At 41.0% G+C, this 18,914-nt stretch carries 11 protein-coding genes; 9 read left to right on the top strand and 2 right to left on the bottom strand.

Annotation, left to right across the window (positions count from 1 at the left end):
• The 6 genes from ACN9MR_RS14595 to ACN9MR_RS14570 all read left to right on the top strand — a co-directional run bounded on the left by ACN9MR_RS14595 (position 1) and on the right by ACN9MR_RS14570 (position 12,839).
• Entirely contained in the window at positions 1-1,761 is a 1,761-nt protein-coding gene (locus ACN9MR_RS14595) for a RagB/SusD family nutrient uptake outer membrane protein (protein ID WP_426324656.1), read from the top strand.
• A 27-nt stretch (positions 1,762-1,788) separates the two neighbouring features.
• The gene (locus ACN9MR_RS14590) at positions 1,789-2,760 is read left to right on the top strand and encodes a DUF5627 domain-containing protein (protein WP_426324654.1); all 972 of its coding nucleotides are present in this window, start codon (positions 1,789-1,791) and stop codon (positions 2,758-2,760) included.
• Positions 2,761-2,787: 27 nt separating this feature from the next.
• Positions 2,788-4,473, top strand: a complete 1,686-nt coding sequence (locus tag ACN9MR_RS14585) for an endo-1,4-beta-xylanase (protein ID WP_426324652.1) — start codon at positions 2,788-2,790, stop codon at positions 4,471-4,473.
• A gap of 508 nt (positions 4,474-4,981) precedes the next feature.
• Positions 4,982-6,793, top strand: a complete 1,812-nt coding sequence (locus tag ACN9MR_RS14580) for a sialate O-acetylesterase (RefSeq protein ID WP_426324650.1) — start codon at positions 4,982-4,984, stop codon at positions 6,791-6,793.
• Between the two features lie 186 nt (positions 6,794-6,979).
• The gene (locus ACN9MR_RS14575; RefSeq protein WP_426324649.1) at positions 6,980-11,062 is read left to right on the top strand and encodes a hybrid sensor histidine kinase/response regulator transcription factor; all 4,083 of its coding nucleotides are present in this window, start codon (positions 6,980-6,982) and stop codon (positions 11,060-11,062) included.
• Between the two features lie 118 nt (positions 11,063-11,180).
• Positions 11,181-12,839, top strand: a complete 1,659-nt coding sequence (locus tag ACN9MR_RS14570; protein WP_426324648.1) for a glycoside hydrolase family 43 protein — start codon at positions 11,181-11,183, stop codon at positions 12,837-12,839.
• A 152-nt stretch (positions 12,840-12,991) separates the two neighbouring features.
• On the opposite strand, the gene ACN9MR_RS14565 is transcribed toward ACN9MR_RS14570, so the two are convergent.
• Complete coding sequence (locus ACN9MR_RS14565) at positions 12,992-14,356, bottom strand: glycoside hydrolase family 43 protein (RefSeq protein WP_426324647.1); 1,365 nt, start codon at positions 14,354-14,356, stop codon at positions 12,992-12,994.
• A 6-nt stretch (positions 14,357-14,362) separates the two neighbouring features.
• Entirely contained in the window at positions 14,363-15,730 is a 1,368-nt protein-coding gene (locus ACN9MR_RS14560) for a glycoside hydrolase family 43 protein (protein ID WP_426324646.1), read from the bottom strand.
• Between the two features lie 249 nt (positions 15,731-15,979).
• On the opposite strand from ACN9MR_RS14560, the gene ACN9MR_RS14555 reads away from it, so the two are divergent.
• The 3 genes from ACN9MR_RS14555 to ACN9MR_RS14545 all read left to right on the top strand — a co-directional run bounded on the left by ACN9MR_RS14555 (position 15,980) and on the right by ACN9MR_RS14545 (position 18,825).
• On the top strand, positions 15,980-17,530 hold the full coding sequence (locus ACN9MR_RS14555; RefSeq protein ID WP_426324645.1) for a glycoside hydrolase family 43 protein: 1,551 nt from the start codon (positions 15,980-15,982) through the stop codon (positions 17,528-17,530).
• A 460-nt stretch (positions 17,531-17,990) separates the two neighbouring features.
• Positions 17,991-18,356 (top strand): alpha/beta hydrolase, encoded by a 366-nt coding sequence (locus ACN9MR_RS14550; RefSeq protein ID WP_426324644.1) that lies wholly within the window; start codon positions 17,991-17,993, stop codon positions 18,354-18,356.
• The gene (locus ACN9MR_RS14545) at positions 18,334-18,825 is read left to right on the top strand and encodes an alpha/beta hydrolase (protein ID WP_426324643.1); all 492 of its coding nucleotides are present in this window, start codon (positions 18,334-18,336) and stop codon (positions 18,823-18,825) included. Before ACN9MR_RS14550 ends, ACN9MR_RS14545 begins: the two co-directional genes overlap by 23 nt.
• Positions 18,826-18,914: the final 89 nt, after the last annotated feature.

Raw genomic sequence — 18,914 nt, 5'->3', positions numbered from 1 at the left:
ATGAACAGAATATTAATACAATTTATAGTTGTCGTTGTGATGCTCTCGGGCTGTAAAAAGTTTACTGACCCTGCTCCACAAAATAATGGAGATTTTGAGAACATCTATACAGAACCCGCACTTGCCCATGGGTTATTGCTAAATGGTTATACAAGGCTTCCATCAAATGGCTGGTCTTTTAACGATGTCGCTACAGATGATGCGGTAAGTAATGATATCAATAATAATTTTAGGAGAATTGCCACCGGACAATGGTCGGCTCAATTTAATCCATTAGATCAATGGACCAATGCAAGAGCAGGTATACAGTATATCAACTTATTTTTAGCAGAGACAGATAAGGTGCTTTGGGATTCTAAAGATCCGGTGTTGAGCAGGATGTTTAATGATAGGCAAAAAGGTGAAGCATATGCTTTGAGAGCTTACCTAATGTCGTATATGCTACAGGCACATGCCGGAAAAGTAGGGGGTAATTTGTATGGTTTCCCTATTGTACTCGAACCCGAAACACCTGCTTCCAACTTTAACCAGCCAAGGGCCACATTTGATGCCTGTATTAAACAGATTTATGGTGATTTGGATAAGGCAGAACAATTGCTTCCTTTAGATTATGCTGATATTAATAGTACCAGCCAGATTCCTGCAAAATATGCAGGAGTTAATGTAGAGACCTATAACCGGGTTTTCGGTAAGTTTTTTAATCAGCGAATGACTGGCCGTATTTCTAAAGCCATTCGTGCCAGAGTAGCACTAATGGGCGCAAGTCCGGCTTTCAGCACAGGCAATTCTACCACATGGACCGATGCCGCCAGCTATGCAGCACAGGTACTTTCACTTAATAACTGGTTAGCTAATTTAGATCCTAATGGTGTTACCTGGTATGATAACAAAGCAGAAATTGATGCATTGGCTTCTGGCGCTAGTCCCAAAGAAGTGCTTTGGCGTACAAATGTTGGATCAAATAGCGATTTAGAAGCGGCCAATTACCCACCAACCTTATCTGGTCAGGGCCGTATAAACCCAACTCAAAATCTGGTTAATGCTTTCCCAATGCAAAACGGTTATCCAATTGCCAATACAACGCAGAGCGGATATAATCCTGCGGCTCCATTTACTGGCAGGGATCCACGTTTAGCAAAATTTATAGTGTACAATGGAAATACCATCGGGCCAACAAACAAGGTAATCAATACCACAACAGATGTAGCAACAAATGATGATGGGCTGAATAGAAAAGAAGTTTCTACAAGAACCGGTTACTATATGAAAAAATTGTTAAGGCAGGATGTTAGCCGTACACCAACCGTAAATAATCAGAAACATTACAGGCCACATATCCGCTATACGGAAATGTTCCTGATATATGCAGAGGCAGCAAATGAGGCATGGGGCCCTACAGCAAATGGTGGCAATCCCTATTCCGCTTACGATATTATTAAAGCTATTCGTGCCAGGGCCGGCGTTGGAACTACAAACGGTGATGCATATCTCGAATCGATTAAAACAGATAAAGATGCCATGCGAACATTGATTAGGAATGAGCGTAGGTTAGAATTGGCTTTTGAAGGATTCCGCTTCTGGGATCTTCGTAGATGGAATGCAGCATTAACCGAACCGGTGAAAGGGGTGAGTATCTCGCAAGGCACCTATCAGGAAATCAATGTAGAAGCAAGAAGCTATCAGGAATATATGAGATTTGGACCAATTCCTTACAGCGAAACACTCAAGTACAATGCTTTGCAACAAAACACGGGATGGTAATATTCATTCACTATAACAAATAACATCATGAAAAATAAAGTATATATTTTACTTGCGCTCGTCTTAACACTTGGCGCTTGCAAAAACGAAGAATGGGCATTTCCGGATAATGATACACAAACCGTTTATTTTGCCTATCAGGGGCCGATCCGGACCCTCACCATGGGCGAAGATATTTTTGATACTTCACTTGATAACCAACATAAGCTTCAGATTATGGGTACGGTTGGTGGAGTTTATTCAAATAAGGAAGATATTACCATTGGCATCAGTGTAGATAATGCGCTAACTCAAGGCTTATCTTTCCCATCACCCTACAGCGGTATGATAAAGCCCATGCCGGCTAATTATTATACGCTTGCAGCTAACAAAATTGTCATCCCGAAAGGAAGTTTGATAGGTGGAGTAGATGTACAGCTCACCGATGCTTTTTTCGCAGATCCATTGGCGATCAATACCACTTATGTGATCCCTTTAACGATGACCAGTGTTGATCAGAACAAAATGATCTTGCCCGAAAAAAAATATACTTTGTATGCCGTAAAGTATATCAATACATGGCAGGGGTTTTATCTCCGCAGAGGAAAGGATGTGATTGCGGGCAAAGGCGGTAACACCGCGCTCAATCAAACCGTAGTTCGCCATATGAAGTATGTGGAGAATGATGAAATCAACAAGTTAAACACACGTTCGCTAACCCAGGCCGAGTTTCCTGTCACATTTAAAGTAACAGGCGGAACCAGCATCAGCCGAACCTTATTGTTAACTTTTGATAACACGGGCAACTGTACAATTACAGCTGCTGATGCCAGTTTTACAGCGAGTGGCACCGGAAAATTTGTTAAACGGGGAGAGAAAAACAGCTGGGGCAGCCAGGATCGTGATGCCCTTTATCTGAACTATCAGATCGATCTGAATGATAGAACGGTGAATAGCGTAGATACCCTGGTAATGCGCGACCGCGGCGTGAAAGCCGAAACATTTACGCCGGTCAAATAATTAATATTTAATCTAACAATCGAGAAAATGAAACGATTATACAAAATAGCATTTGGTCTTTCCTGGGCAATGTTGCTTGCTTCCTGCCACAAATATGAGGCACTCGAATTTCAGGTGGCCAAGCCAACAAGCTTCGCGGCCCAAGAGCAGATCGATGCCTATCAGCCATTAAAAACCTATATTGATAGAACGGCAAATCCTAAATTTAAATTTGGTGCGGGAACCAGTCTGCAATCCTATCTCTCCAAAGGTGTAATTTATAGATTGATCAATAGCAATTTTGATGAAATTACGTTGGGTTATGAGATGAAACATGGAGCGGTTGTACAAGCTGACGGAAGCCTGGCTTTAAGCAATGTGAAAAACCTGTTGGAGACAGCGTCCAAAGCCGGTATTACAGTTTATGGGCATACACTTGCCTGGCATGCTAATCAAAATGCAACATATTTAAAAGGACTGATTGCCCCGGTGGTCATTCCTTCAAGCGGTGGCCCTACCTGGGACCTGGTCATCGGGGCCGATTTTGAAACGGACAACGCCTCAGTTTATCAATCCAATACCAATGCCGTTGCCTCTTTTACTGCAGCTGGCGAAGGCTTTAACGGTACAGGACGGGCTTTGAAAATTACTAACTCGGCAGTACGGGCCAACGATTATGATGCGCAATTATTTCTTAAGTTTCCAGCGGTAGCAGTAGGAGAGAAATATGAACTTAAAATGAATGTGCGTTCTGATGTAGCGGCATCTTACCCTACACAGGCACATACTACGCCTGGCGCTTACAAATTTTATGATTTTTTTGGTGCAATTTCTTCAACACCAACCTGGACAACCTATACGAAAGAAATTACCGTTACGGCAGACATTGCAACAAGCGGTGCTTTGGCTTTTAATCTAGGTAAAACAGCAACAAATTTTTATTTCGATAATATCACGCTTAAAAAATACAATCCGCTTGGTGGCACTACAATTGTAGAAAAAACTGCTGAGCAGAAAAAGACCATTTTAACCACTGCATTAGATACCTGGATTAAAGGTATAGTTACCGCTTCAAAAGATTATGTTAAAGCTTGGGATGTGGTAAACGAACCAATGGATGATGCAAAGCCAACTGAGCTTAAAACTGCTGCGGGCAGAACATCCATTGCGGCCGATGAATTCTTTTGGCAAGATTACCTGGGGAAGGATTATGCGCTAAAGGCATTTCAATTGGCCAGGCAGTATGGTAATGCGACTGATATCCATTTTATTAATGATTATAACCTGGAATATAGCATCGAAAAATGCAAAGGATTAATTGATTACGTAAAGTATTTGGAAGGCAAAGGCGCAAAAATAGACGGTATTGGTACACAAATGCACATTGTGGCAACTTCTGATAAAGCCAAGATTGAAGAAATGTTCAAATTATTGGCCGCAACTGGTAAACTTATCAAAATATCAGAATTGGATATGGGTTTTACAGGAAATATAAAAACTGCACAGGCAACACCCGAGCAATATGCAGCTCAATCTGAGATGTACAAATATGTAATCAAGAAATACTTTGAGCTTATTCCGGCAGCTCAGCGATATGGAATTACAATATGGGCGCCTCAGGATAGTCCAGCTACCTCAAGTTGGAGAGCAGGGGAGCCAATTGGCTTGTGGACAGAAGGTTTTGTGCGAAAACCAGCCTATGTTGGCACAGCCGAAGGTTTGAAAAATAAATAAAGTTACTACGCGCTTATAGCCAGGAACAACGTTAACCGTAGTTCCTGGCTTTTTTATTGGGAATTACCAGTAAAGTCGACTTAAACCTGATTGCTGCTCTGCTATCTCTTCCCGTCCGCAAAATTTATCGTTTCATTTTCCCGGTCTCCTTTTTTCAGCCTGATTATAACAAATTTAATATAGTTATGCAACCGATTGTTTTTTTCGAAAGTAAATGATATATTCGGGTAAAAATTACTCAGGTATGAAGCTTTACATGAGTATAATTTTTTTAAAAAAGAAATAACCAAATATTAATACCTTAAACTATGTATTTCTGTGATGATACTGGGGCAAGAATCGTAAGCGTTTACATTTCCCCGAAAATTATCTATTGCCATATTTTCCAGACTTTATAAGCATGACCGTAAAATCTTATCTTCCGCTTTGCGCTTTGCTCGTTATAGTTTTGTTCACTAACCTAAAGACAAAAGCTGAGGTAAAACTTCCACAGCTAATCAGTAATCGAATGGTGCTACAACGAAATACAGATTTAAAGATCTGGGGGTGGGCCAGTGCAAATGAGAAAGTTAAACTTTCTTTTAATAATAGAAAGTTTGAGACAATTACCGGCAGCGATGGGAAGTGGTTGATTATGCTTCCTAAAATGAAAGCCGGAGGCCCATATACCATGACCATTGAAGGGCAGAATTTGATTACATTAACCGATATTTTAATTGGAGACGTATATTTTTGCGCAGGCCAATCTAACATGGTGTTGGCAATGGAAAGACTGAAAGAAAATTATCCAAACGAAGTTAAGAATGATAATTTTCCTCAAATCAGGAATTTCTTTGTACCCACAAAGGCTGATGTATCCAAAGAATCACTGGATTTGCCAAAAGGGGAGTGGAAATTAGCATCAGGTAAAGAATTGCTTGAGTTTGGAGGAGTTACTTATTTCTTCGCCAAAAAACTCTATCAAAAATACAAAATTCCCATTGGGATCATTAATTCCAGCGTGGGCGGAACACCAATAGAGGCTTGGATGAGTATAGATGCGTTTAAGGATTTTCCTGCAGCTGAAGCCCAGATCAAAAACTTTCGGGATACCACTTATATGAACAGCCTAAAAAAACAGGTGCTGCCTATGTCAGATAAAACCTTGCAATCATCCTATGTTCCAAAAACATGGCATAAGTTTTGGATGCCAGGCTATTGGGCAGACCAGGGCGTAAGAAACCTGAATGGTATCCTGTACTTTAAAAAGGAAATTGATGTTCCTGCGGGGATGACCGGCGTACAAGCAAAACTTTTTATGGGGCGTATTATCGATGCTGATTCCACTTTTGTAAATGGCATTTTTGTGGGCAATATCACTTATCAGTATCCTCCAAGAAGATACAATGTGCCAGCAAACCTGTTAAAGCCTGGAAAAAACACCATTTTAGTAAAAGTTACAAATACAACTGGCAAAGGTGGCTTTGTGCCTGATAAAAATTATTCGATACAGGCTAACGGACAAATAATTGACTTAAGAGGGGAATGGAATTACCAGGTGGACCAAGTATTTACTAAACCAAGCTATTCCCCGTCTAGACAACAAGTTCAGCCAATTGTGGCACAAAATTCTCCTACTGGACTTTACAATACCATGGTTGCACCCGCAATCAACTATGGTATAAGTGGCTTTTTATGGTACCAGGGAGAAACAAATGCAGGCAAGCCAAAAGAATACGCCAAACTGCTACCTGCACTAATTAACGATTGGAGGAATAAATGGGGCTTAGGTAATATTCCATTTTTATTTGCACAATTACCCAACTATATGGAGGTTGATTATGTTCCGGTTGAGAGCGACTGGGCACAACTTCGGCAGAGCCAGCTCCAAGCCTTAAAAGTGCCAAATACAGGAATGTCTGTTGGGCTCGGTGCCGGCGAATGGAATGATATTCATCCCCTGAACAAAAAAACAATTGGCGAACGTTTGGCTTTATGGGCCGAAAAACTAGTTTACGGTGAAAAAAACATCGTTTACTCAGGTCCGGTCTACAGATCAGCAACGGTTCAGGGCAATAAGGTGATTTTGAATTTTGATCATGTGGGAAGTGGACTAACTGCAAAAGGTGAACCCGAACTTTATCATTTTGCCATTGCAGGTGCCGATAAAAAATATGTGTGGGCTAAGGCTAAAATTGAAGGTAACACCGTAATAGTTTGGAACGATAGTATTTCCAGTCCTGTTGCTGTCCGATATGCCTGGGCGGATAATCCCGACGGTGCAAATTTGTATAACGCAGAGGGCTTGCCGGCATCCCCGTTCGAGGCTGAAATAAAATAGTTTAAATTAGGGGTGTTAACTATATTTACGCACAAAGCAAATATAAATCCACAGTGTACCAAGGTAAGCTAAGCGAGCCCTGCATTAGTACAATCACAATCCAGATCGCTAAAGCGTGAATCTATTGTTATGATGTTAAAACGAGTATCAGGTATAAGCGCAATGTCACTTCTAGGGATATTGTTATTGACGTACACTATAGTAAAGGGACAAAGTAACCCCAATTTCATTACCCTTAATACTAAAAATGGCCTTTCTTCAAATACTGTAAATACAATCCTGCAGGATCATAATGGTCTTGTATGGTTTGGAACCAGCGATGGGCTGAATAAATTTGATGGAACTAATTTTACCGTTTATACTACTAAAAGTGGCGATAGCACGAGCATTCCGTCTAACAATATCTCGGCACTTTTAGAAGACAGGAGGGGAAGACTTTGGGTGGGTACAAACGGAGGAGGTTTAGCTTACTATGATGCTAAAAAAAATACATTTAAATCATTTGTAGGTGAAGGTATCCCGAATCGTAACATCCCATTTAATGTATTAACACTTTACGAAGATAGAACAGGAAATATTTGGGTAGGCACTTTTGGCGGCTACCGGGTGATCAATACCAAAACATTTAAGGTAAAAAATGTAGGCATCAATGCATTAATGGGCAACGGTTCCAGTGTGCTTTCTTTTCTTCAAGGTAGCGGCAATAAGATATGGATCGGCACTAATTTAGGACTTTTGGCCCTTAATTTAACCAACGGTGCTACCGAGAAGTTTATCCATCATCCCAATGACCCTTCAAGCCTAACTGATAATTTCATTAAAACTATGGTTAAGGATGAAAAGGGACGGATATTTTTTGGCACCTACAATGGCCTCAATATGTTGTTGGATGATGAAAAGCATTTCAAATCTTTTTTGCAATCCGGTGATAGGCTATTTTCAGGCGACATTATTTATTCTGCCAGATTGGAAAAGGGCGGTAAATTGTGGCTAGGAACTGAAGATGGCGTAACTATTTTCGATACTGCCACCGAGGTATTCTCAAACATTCGTCCCAATAAACGCGAAACCTTTGGCCTTAGTCACAAATCGGTTAGGAGCATTTGTATGGCCAATAATGGGATTATCTGGCTAGGTACCTACCAAGGTGGTGTTAATAAATTCGATCCGAATTTAGCGCTGTTTAACTTAAAGCATAGCAGCCCGTTTGATCCCAAAGGTCTTTCATCGCCCATTGTCACTTCTTTTGCCGAATTCTCAAAACGAAAAATATTTGTGGGTACGGATGGCGGAGGACTACACTTTTTCGATCGTGATAAAGGCGTGTTCGAACATATTGACATCAAGAGCAAAATAGATTTCTCCCGAAATCCATTGGCCATACTTACATTAATGCTCGATTCCAGGGGCACGCTTTGGGTGGGCACTTACCAGCATGGCTTATTTGCCTATAATTCCAAAACCAAAACTTACAAACAGTTCCTGGCCGGACCATCGGCAACTGATCTTAGCCAAAACGAAATTTTCGCAATCAAAGAAGATAGCAAGGGTTTGATATGGATCGGTACAAACGGAACTGGTGTTAATGTATTTGATTATAAGACGAATTCATTTACCCGGTACGGCACTCAATCCTCGCCACCTATGGTGCTCCCTAGCAATGGTTTTATACGTGCAATTGTCGAGGATCCTTACGGAAATATGTGGATATCATCCAGCGGAACAGGAATAGCCGTATTTCAGCGTAACAACGGGAAATTTAAAGTATACCGAAAAGCAAATAGCGGGCTTTCTAATGATGTGGTATTGAGTTTGTTATGTGATAGTAGGGGAAATATATGGGCCGGAACGGATGGTGCCGGGCTCGATCTTTTCAATCGCCGTACCGGAAAATTTACCAATTTTAACGAAACAAACGGATTGCCTAATGCTATTGTATACAAAATATTGGAAGGCAGAGACGGACTGATTTGGTTTAGTACCGACAATGGCATCAGTTGTCTTGATCCAGAAACAAAAAAAATAAAAAACTTCGGACGCCCCAATGGGGTGCAAGACAGTCCTTTTATATTGGGTTCGGGAATCAGCACTTCAGACGGTGAGCTTTATTTTGGCGGGCAAGATGGTTTTAACTATTTTAATCCGCTCGAATTGCCTTCCAACAGTGTGGTTCCAAATGTATTGCTTACCGAACTAAAGGTAGCCAATACAGTTGTACTTCCTGGTGAAAAATCACCTATTCAAGAGCAAATTGGCTTCGCAAAAAAGATTAAGTTGAGTTATGGGCAAAATTTCTCAATTAGTTATGTAGCGCTAAATTATACAGCGCCGCAACAAAACCACTATTCCTATCGCCTTGTTGGTTTGGATGATGGTTGGAATGAAGTTGGCAAGGAGAAAACAGCGTATTATACAAATTTGGACCCTGGAGATTACATTTTTCAGGTAAGGGCAAGTAACAACGACGGGGTTTGGAGTGATAAAATCACTTCAATTTCCGTTCATATACAACCACCCTTCTGGAGAACTATTTATGCTTATGTTTTTTATGTAGTTTTAATCGGCACAATCCTATTTGCCATTAGGCGAAGGGGAATTCAGCGCATTAAACAGCAACTTGCTATTGAACAAGCGCAGATCAATGCCGAACAAAGGATACTACAGCAGCGAAGGGATGCCGAACGTGCCCACGCGTTAGATATACAAAAGATCAAATTCCTCACCAATTTAAGTCATGAATTTAGAACACCGATTTCATTGATTTTGGCTCCCGTTGATAAACTGCTTGCTGTTAAACAGGAATCTGCTGTAGCTGGCCAGGTAAAGATGATCCGTAGAAACGCGCGAAGGCTGTTAAACTTGGTAAATCAACTGCTCGATTTTAGAAAAATGGAAGAACAGGAACTGAAGTTGAACCTGAACGAGGCCGACCTTATTACTTTTATCAGTGAAGCCGCAGAAGCATTCCAGGATCTTTCCGAGCGCAAGAAAATTTCACTTCGTATTAACAGCGATATTAAGAGTCTGAAAACGCATTTTGATCAGGATAAAATGGAAAGAATTATATTTAACCTGCTTTCTAATGCATTTAAATTTACAAAAGAAGGTGGAGAAGTATCTCTTAACATGTTCTTAAGAGCCGCTACCGATCAAACTAAACCTGTATTTTGTATCGAGGTTTCAGACACCGGGATAGGTATTGCACATCAAAGTAAAGATAGGGTGTTCGATCGTTTTTTTATGGATAACAATGTAAGCTCTATCTTAAATCAAGGCAGTGGAATCGGATTGTCGATTGTAAAGGAGTTTGTAGAACTGCACGGTGGACAGATTACCGTAGAAAGTGAACTTGGAAAAGGAACCGCGTTTTTGGTTTCGATACCAGTTGAGATAATGGATGAAGAAGATGATCGAGAGGTTGATGATACAGCCTATGGTTTTAATGAAGAACCGGATGAATCCGTTACGGAGTCAGTAATTACCGAGGTAAAGATGGCCACTATTCTTTTAGTTGAAGATAATGAGGAGTTTAGATTTTACCTAAAAGATAGTCTGCAGCCTTTTTATCATATTATAGAGGCATCAAATGGTAAAGAAGGTTGGCAGAAAACGCTTTCTGGGCACCCACAACTAGTTGTTACCGATATCAGCATGCCAGAAATGAATGGCATTGAGCTAAGCCAGAAAATAAAGGCAGACAAAAGAACAAGTCATATCCCGGTTATCCTGTTGACCGCAATCAGTGGAGAAGAGGACCAGGTTAAAGGCCTAAAATCCGGTGCGAACGACTACCTCACCAAGCCTTTTAATTTTGACATTCTCCATGCGAAAATCGACAACTTATTGTTGTTTAATCGCTCGGTGAAAAATGCGTATTCTAAACAGGTGCAGGTTCAGGCTAAAGAAATAGAAATTGAGTCTAGTGAGGTTAAGTTGTTGAATAAAATTGTCCAGTATATTGATGAAAAACTTAACAATCCAGAACTCTCAGTAGAGGAACTAAGCAGGCATGTGGGCATGAGCCGGGGTTCTCTCTACCACAAACTGCTAGAAATCACCGGTCTGACACCAATCGAATACATTAGATCCGTAAAACTGGAAAGGGCAGTAGAATTATTGGAGAAAAGTGATTACAACGTTGCACAAATCGCATACATGACAGGTTTTGGTACACCAAGCTATTTTTCTAAGCTTTTTAAAGCTCAGTTTAATATGCTTCCCTCCGAATATATCAATGTAAAACGAAAAGATAAACGGGTGAAGCTTTAAAATCCTTCTCAGTATAATTTCTTATTTAAAAACAAACATCTGGAGCTTTCTTTTGAACAAATGGCTCATGACAGTAAGGCCGTAGATGTTAGTTTTGAGCATAATCAACGTGCACTTTATGAAAAAACTTCTTCTCTTTATGGCCTTTCTTTATACTGGCTATTCTTACGGACAAATTACATTTACAAACCCGATTATGGCAGGTTTTTATCCTGATCCCAGTGTAACCAAGGTAGGAAGCGATTATTACCTTGTTAATTCAACCTTTGCCTACTTTCCAGGGGTTCCGGTGTTCCATAGCAAGGATTTAAAAAACTGGAAGCAGATCGGCAATGTGATCGATCGCCCATCACAAATGACTTTTTTCGGTGATCGTACCTCGAGAGGGCTTTTCGCACCATCAATCAATTATTATAAAGGGACATTTTATATGACCTGTACCAATATCGATAAGCGCGGAAATTTTGTAATGACCTCAAAAAAACCTGAAGGACCATGGAGTGATCCGATTTGGCTCCCGCAAGTAAGAGGGATTGACCCCTCACTGTTTTTTGATCAGGACAAAGCCTACATCGTTTATAACAGCGATGCGCCAGATAATAAACCCCTATATTCAGGGCACCGAACTATTCGTACTTTTCAGTTTGATCCGGTAGGCCTAAAAGTAGTGGGTGAAGAAGTTCAGTTGGTAAATGGTGGGGTAGACATCAGCAAAAAACCGGTCTGGATTGAAGGACCGCATATTTTTAAACGTGGCGATTGGTATTACCTCTGTGCTGCCGAAGGAGGTACTTCCGTTAATCACTCACAAGTGATTTTAAGAAGTAAACAAGCCACCGGACCTTATGTTCCTTATGAGAAAAATCCGATATTGACACAACGCGATTTAGACCCAAACCGTAAAGACCCGATTACCTCTACCGGTCATGCTGAATTGGTTGACGGTCCAGATGGTAAAACTTACGCCATTTTCCTGGCTGTAAGGCCTTATGAAGGCAATCATTATAATACTGGCAGAGAAACATTTATTGCTCCGGTTAAATGGGTAGATGGCTGGCCAATCATCAATCCGGACCAAAAAGAAGTTCAATATAGTTATACTGCTGATTTTAAGGAAGTAAAACAGATAGCCCCGCCACAAAGTGGAAATTTTGCCTACAGAACTACGTTCGATAAAAAACTCGATCAATCGTTATTGTTTCTAAGAACCAATGATACCAGCTGGTATAGGTTAGATAAAAAAAATGGCTTAACAATGAGGTTACTGCCAGAAACGTGCATGGGACTGGGAAATCCGGCATTTATCGGTAAAAGACAGCAGCATTTAACCGGTAGCGCTTCAACCGAGATGACCTTTACGGCATCGCAGCCAAATGAAAAAGCTGGGATGCTTATCTTTCAAGGTGAATATAATTTTTACTTCATCTGCAAATCAATAAAAGATGGCAAGCAGGTGGTTCAGCTTTACAAAGGAAACCGAACCACTAAGGGGATGGACTTGATTGTTGAAACTCCGGTAAAAGTTAAAACCCTGCAGTTTAAAATAGAAGCTAATCGCGGACTTTATAATTTTCTATACGCTGAAAGCCCTGGCAAATGGAAAATATTAAAGGATAATGTGGATGGAAAGTTTTTGAGTACCGAAACCGCAGGAGGTTTTGTCGGCTCACTTTACGCGCTTTATGGCACTTCATCTGGAGAAAACACTAAAAGTACAGCTTCTTTTAAATGGTTAGATTATAGCGGCAATGATGCCATTTACAAGCAAAATAAATAATACAGGTTTCTGTTGATCTTATTGCCAGAAACCTATTGAAAAATAGTTGATATTACCTAGGCTACCTGCGAAGAGTTCTTCCAGGTTGATTAGTTAAAAAATAACCTCGCAGGTGCTGCAATACCTGCGAGGTTTCTGTTAAACTGGCCACATTATCTGTCAAATTTCCACCAGTCAAAATTGAATAAATCGCCTTCGTTTCCTTTAAATATGAAAAACAGATCGTGCACGCCAGCTTGCTTTTTATCGATTTTTACCGATTGGGTGTTCCATGATTGGTTATCGCCGGTTGGCTTTACATTTAGGGTAGTTAACAGGGTTCCTGAATAACTATCCAAGCGAACCTCGATCTCTCCGCCCTGATTTCTGCTGGCTACCCGGGCTTCAAATGATTTTGCACCTTTCCCTAAGTCTACACTTCTTACTTTAATATAATCTCCATTATTAATCTCCGTTACGTAAACCCCGATTTTGGGTGAGATTGCGGTTTCTATCCCTTCTTCCCAGGCAATGGTTTCGGCTTGCGAAATTTGATAAGGATTAAAATGCTGAACAGGTTTAACACCACCAACTGTAGCTTCAATTCTTGGAATAGTGCCATCTGCATTATAGTTGAATTCTTCTACGGCTACCGAGCGATTAAAGCCACCACCGCCCGGTAAAGCGGCATTATGATAAAAGAAAAAAGATTTGCCTTTATAATCGATCACGCCGGGATGGTTGGTAAATGCACCACCTTTTTTGATCACGGTCATGATTGTATCCCGATAACTCCAGGGGCCTTTTGCGGTTTTGCTGGTTGAGTAGGCCAGATGTTCGGGAACGCCTCCTGCCGGATAAAGTAAATAGTACAAGTCTTTTCTCTTATAAAGCCAGGGGCCTTCTTCATAGGCCGAGGGGCGTTTGTCGGCATCTTTATAGCGAACATTAAAACCTTCTTTGTTAAGCGGAACGGTAATCACCTCACCCGAATACGAGATCATATCCTTATTTAACTTTACATATTTTAGGTAAGGATTGCCCCAATACAGATAAGCCTGTCCATCATCGTCAATAAAAACAGTCGGGTCTATGTCACCATTCCCACTGTGCAACAGCGGTTTTCCAATTGCATCTTTGAAAGGTCCGGTCGGACTATCACCTACGGCTACGCCGATAGACATTCCTTTGCCACTGGTTTCGTTCACTGGTACATACCAGTAAAACTTTCCGTTACGGAATATACACTGACCAGCCCAGGCATCTTTTTTTGCCCAGCTAAAGGTCTGCAAAGATAGTGGAGAACCACGATCCGTCCAGTTTACCATATCAACAGTCGAATAGGCGTGCCAGTCTTTCATCACAAACCAGGTAGATTTGTCTTCATCATGACCAGTGTAAAGAAAAACGGTGTCTTTGTATACCAATGGTGCAGGATCTGCCGTGTAAATCGTCTGAATGATAGGATTTTGGGCACTTGCCAGATGTGTAAGCCCGAACAAAACAGCTGTTATAGATAAGCGGATTAGTTTTAACATAAGTTTTTATTTCGCCGAAAATGTCCAAAAATCGATATTTACTTCTGGTTTTTCTGCTCCTTTAATGATTAGGAAAAGATCTTGTTTTCCTGTCGCCCCATCAACTTTGCAGCTCACTTCTTTCCAGGTCTGCGCATCACCGGTGTTTGGCACAGCAAGTGTTCCGATTATTTTTCCGTCAGGGCTACCTAATCGGAGTTCAATTTTATTGTCCTTTCCAATACTTGCTACCGAAGCCGAAAATCGTTTCGCTCCTTTGCCGAAGTCTACGCCCCTAACTTTTATCCAATCTCCGTTTTTAATATGCGTAACATTTAAACCACCTTTGCTGCATGTTTCAGTTTTAACACCTTGTTGGTCATTCATCGTTTCGGCTTCCACACGGACGTAGGGATTTAATCCTTCCACCTGTGGTACTCCATCTGCCGTATAGGTTACCTGTTCGATACTGCCATCGGCCTTGTAATTTAATACCTCAACAGCCAGATTTCTTTTAAATTCTGTGGGGATTCCCAATTTGTATGCTACAGCCCTGTTGTGGTAGGCATGGTACCATTGCCCTTTAAATTCGAAAATTCCCTGATGGTTGTTGTTATTGTTTTTTGGCGGTTGCGCAGCAACGATTCCTCCATAGGTAAATCCAGTTGTGGGGCTTTTACTCATCATATAATCGATGCGCATCTGCGCTTTCGGGTTGGTTGAGTAAGAGAAATAATAAATCCCATTGCGCTTATGCATCCATGAAGCCTCAAAAAAGGCAGGAGCAGTAATAGAAGTTGCAGGGCCATCTACGCTGATCATATCCCGGTTAAGTTTAATTACCCGAACGTTGCTCTCACCGTTACCACCAAAGTACATATAGGCCTGGCCATCATCATCAATAAAGGTCATTGGATCAAATAACCACATATTTGGTGCAGGAAGTACACCTGGCGTTTCGGTTTCAACGAGTTTTTTTCCAATTGGGTCTTTAAATGGCCCTGTCGGACTGCTCGAAGTTGCTACGCCGATGCCATTGCCACCATTTCCGAAGTATAGAAAAATTTTGCCGTCGCGGGCAATAGCTGCCGGAGCCCAGGTTCTGCCAGCCCAGGCTACATCTCTTGGTGCTTCAAATACCACACCATGGTCTGTCCAGTTTTTCATGTCGCTGCTCGAAATGCAAACGATCGATTTCATTTTGTAGCCGCTATTTTTATCGTAAGAGTTCTCATCGTCGTTAGATGCGTAGAGATAAACTCTTCCGTTGTAAACAAGGGTGCCAGGGTCTGCCAAATGACGGTAACCGACTATAACTTCGTCGGCGGAGCTGATTTGAGCAGTTGTAAGAACAAAGAGAAAAGCGCAAAAGGCTAGGGTGGATTTAAGGTTCATAAAAGATAAATTTGGTTAATTTCAATCAATGCTGCTAAATTATCGAGAACCTTAATCAGCAACTACTTTATTTCATCAATTTTACTAGCACATTTGGTTAGTTTGCTTGTTTTTCTGTAACGGGATTGATTGAATTAAAAACATTTGTAACATAGATTTGAACAAAGCAGTTCGTTGATCTGCACATTTCTGAATAGCTTTGAATACCGAATATAAACGCAGTGCAAGTTGAAAAGCTGCCTAACCTGTATGAAGAATCTTAAAATATTTACATTATCGCTCTTTTTTGTGCTAAATATAGTTTACGTTGAAGCGCAAAAAGCGACCAATCCGCTCATTTTTGCCGATGTACCCGATCTTTCGATGATCAGGGTAGGGAAAGTGTATTATATGAGCAGCACCACGATGCACATGAATCCAGGTGTGCCCATCATGAAATCAACTGATCTGGTAAACTGGAAAATTGTAAGTTACGCTTATGATACCCTCGGAAATGCTGATGAATTAACTTTATCCAACGGAAAATGGGATTATGGACGGGGATCGTGGGCAAGTAGCCTTCGTTTTCATCAAGGCATTTATTATGTCAGTACTTTTTCTGGTACCACCGGCAAAACGTACATCTACAGTACAAAAGATATCGAAAAAGGCCCGTGGAAACTTATGTCTTTTAAACCTTCGCTCCATGATCACTCCCTGTTTTTTGAGGATGGAAAACCTTACATGGTATACGGTGCCGGCAAAATTATTTTGGTTGAGTTAAAGGAGGATTTATCTGGAATAAAACCCAATACGAAACCTATAACGATTATCGAAAATGCAAGCCTTCCGGCAGGTACAGGTGCCGGATTGCCAGCTGAGGGCTCTCAACTGTTTAAAATTAATGGCAAATATTACCTTTTTAATATTACCTGGCCACGAAATGGAATGCGTACGGTTGTAGTACACCGTTCCGACAAACTTATGGGGCCATATGAAGGGCGGGTAGCTCTTAAAGATAAGGGGGTTGCGCAAGGCGGTTTAATCAGTACGCCAGAAGGAAAGTGGTTTTCATATCTTTTTAGAGATTTTGGATCCGTTGGCCGCATTCCATATTTAGTTCCGGTTACCTGGGAAGACGGCTGGCCGGTGTTGGGTGTTGATGGTAAAGTCCCGGAAACACTGGAACTTCCAGCTAGTAGGGGCTTAATCCCCGGCATTGTAGCATCAGATGAATTTACACGCAAAAAAGGGGACCCCGCACTTCCACTGGTATGGCAATGGAACCACAATCCAGACCATTTATTTTGGTCGCTAACTAAACGCCCGGGATTTTTACGGATTAGCACTTCCAGGTTGGATACTAATATCCTTCTGGCCCGCAATACATTAACCCAGCGTACCATCGGGCCAGTATCAACCGCAATCACTTCAATTGATATTTCCAATATGAAAACCGGAGACCAGGCTGGATTGATGTTGCTGCAACGCAAATTTGGTTGGGTTGGTGTAAAAAACATGGGGTCAAAGAAAACGGTGGTAACGGTAAGCGCCCAAAATGGTACTGTAAAAGGTGAAGATGTTCCAGCTGGACAGCAAACCATTTATCTCAAAGCAAGATGTGATTTTGAGAACCGAACAGATAAAGGTTATTTTTTTTACAGTTTTGATGGCAAAGCCTGGAAGCCGATAGGGGAGCCGCTGCAAATGTCGTATACGCTTCCCCATTTTATAGGCTACCGCTTCGGACTGTTTAATTACGCAACTGAAAATGCCGGAGGATATGTTGACTTCGATTATTTTAGGATTGAAGCAAAATAAAATAGTTTCCCGCCTAATCTTGTCCTAAATATGGCCATTAAGTTTTATTTTTCGCTCAATGTCATTAAGTTAAGGGATAAATCGCAAAAAGATGTCACCCTGAGGGTTAATTTATTGTATAAAAATCAATATAAACGACAGGAGAATTTTAAAGATTAACCTCTTCAGATTATCGTCATTGCGAGAAGGCTTTTTCAGCCGACGAAGCAATCTTACAACGATCGCTACCAGCGTGTGCATTAAGATTGCTTCGTCGTTCCTCCTCGCAATGACGACCTTTCTTTTGAATGTGTCAATTGTAGCGTAGTCGAAGGGTATTTATTTACGTTTTATCAATCTAAAGAAATCTTCGACTACGCTCTCCACAGGAGTCCTTTGGACAGAGTGACGACCGCGGTGCTTAACTTAATGATGTTGCCATTTCATTTGAATAATGACAGACACTAAAAACCCAATATATATGAAAAAACCGCTATTGTTCTTGTTAAATTTATGCCTGTTTGTGGGAGTAACAAATGCGCAGACCAGTCAGGCCCCTGCAGGATTTGACGAATTAAATCCTGCTATTGCTCATGGTAAACTAGATACGATCACCTACAATTCGAAAACTGTTGGGGTGAAAAGAAAGGCCGTTGTTTATCTACCGCCAAACTATTCAAAGCTTAAAAAATATCCGGTGCTCTATCTTTTACATGGCATTGGTGGCGATGAATTTGAGTGGCTAAATCAAGGGCGGCCAGAACGCATACTCGATAATCTTTATGCGCAAAAAAAAGTGAGAGATATGATTGTCGTATTGCCTAATGGGAAGGGCAATGGCCGATGATCGTGCTTCGGGCAATATCATGGCTGCAGATAAAGTGGCAGCTTTTGCAACATTTGAGCGTGATCTGTTAGATGATCTAATTCCATACATCGAAAAAAATTATCCTGCAGAAACGACCAGAGAACGTAGAGCTATTGCCGGTCTATCTATGGGGGGTGGCCAATCCTTAAATTTTGGATTGGGAAATTTAGATAAGTTTGCCTGGATCGGTGGATTTTCATCAGCACCAAATACCAAAATGCCAGATCAATTATTGCCCAATCCGGATACAGCAAAAGATAAGATAAAACTGCTCTGGATTTCCTGTGGTGATGAAGACAGGCTTTTAACAATCAGCGAACGCACCCGTGATTATATGGTTGAGCACAAAGTACCTCATATTTTCTACAAAGAACCCGGAAAGCATGATTTTAAAGTTTGGAAAAATGATCTGTTTAATTTTTCTCAGTTGCTGTTTGTAAGTAAGTAATTGTAGATTATCGATGGAAATTTAATATTTGAAGTTAAATCTCCATCGATAAATTGAAGAGGAGTTGGAAAGATAAAAGCTTTCAAAGC

This window comes from Pedobacter sp. R-06, assembly GCF_049913135.1.
Classification (GTDB): domain Bacteria; phylum Bacteroidota; class Bacteroidia; order Sphingobacteriales; family Sphingobacteriaceae; genus Pedobacter.
The sequence above is the reverse complement of the archived record's forward strand: the minus strand, read 5'-3'. Positions and strand labels throughout refer to the sequence as shown.

What these genes read in the sequence shown, in the direction of transcription:
- ACN9MR_RS14595 (WP_426324656.1), top strand. Translation starts at nt 1, where the DNA reads ATGAACAGAATATTAATACAATTTATAGTTGTCGTTGTGATGCTCTCG.
- ACN9MR_RS14590 (WP_426324654.1), top strand. Translation starts at nt 1,789, where the DNA reads ATGAAAAATAAAGTATATATTTTACTTGCGCTCGTCTTAACACTTGGC.
- ACN9MR_RS14585 (WP_426324652.1), top strand. Translation starts at nt 2,788, where the DNA reads ATGAAACGATTATACAAAATAGCATTTGGTCTTTCCTGGGCAATGTTG.
- ACN9MR_RS14580 (WP_426324650.1), top strand. Translation starts at nt 4,982, where the DNA reads ATGGTGCTACAACGAAATACAGATTTAAAGATCTGGGGGTGGGCCAGT.
- ACN9MR_RS14570 (WP_426324648.1), top strand. Translation starts at nt 11,181, where the DNA reads ATGAAAAAACTTCTTCTCTTTATGGCCTTTCTTTATACTGGCTATTCT.
- ACN9MR_RS14565 (WP_426324647.1), bottom strand. Translation starts at nt 14,356, where the DNA reads ATGTTAAAACTAATCCGCTTATCTATAACAGCTGTTTTGTTCGGGCTT.
- ACN9MR_RS14560 (WP_426324646.1), bottom strand. Translation starts at nt 15,730, where the DNA reads ATGAACCTTAAATCCACCCTAGCCTTTTGCGCTTTTCTCTTTGTTCTT.
- ACN9MR_RS14555 (WP_426324645.1), top strand. Translation starts at nt 15,980, where the DNA reads ATGAAGAATCTTAAAATATTTACATTATCGCTCTTTTTTGTGCTAAAT.
- ACN9MR_RS14550 (WP_426324644.1), top strand. Translation starts at nt 17,991, where the DNA reads ATGAAAAAACCGCTATTGTTCTTGTTAAATTTATGCCTGTTTGTGGGA.
- ACN9MR_RS14545 (WP_426324643.1), top strand. Translation starts at nt 18,334, where the DNA reads ATGGGAAGGGCAATGGCCGATGATCGTGCTTCGGGCAATATCATGGCT.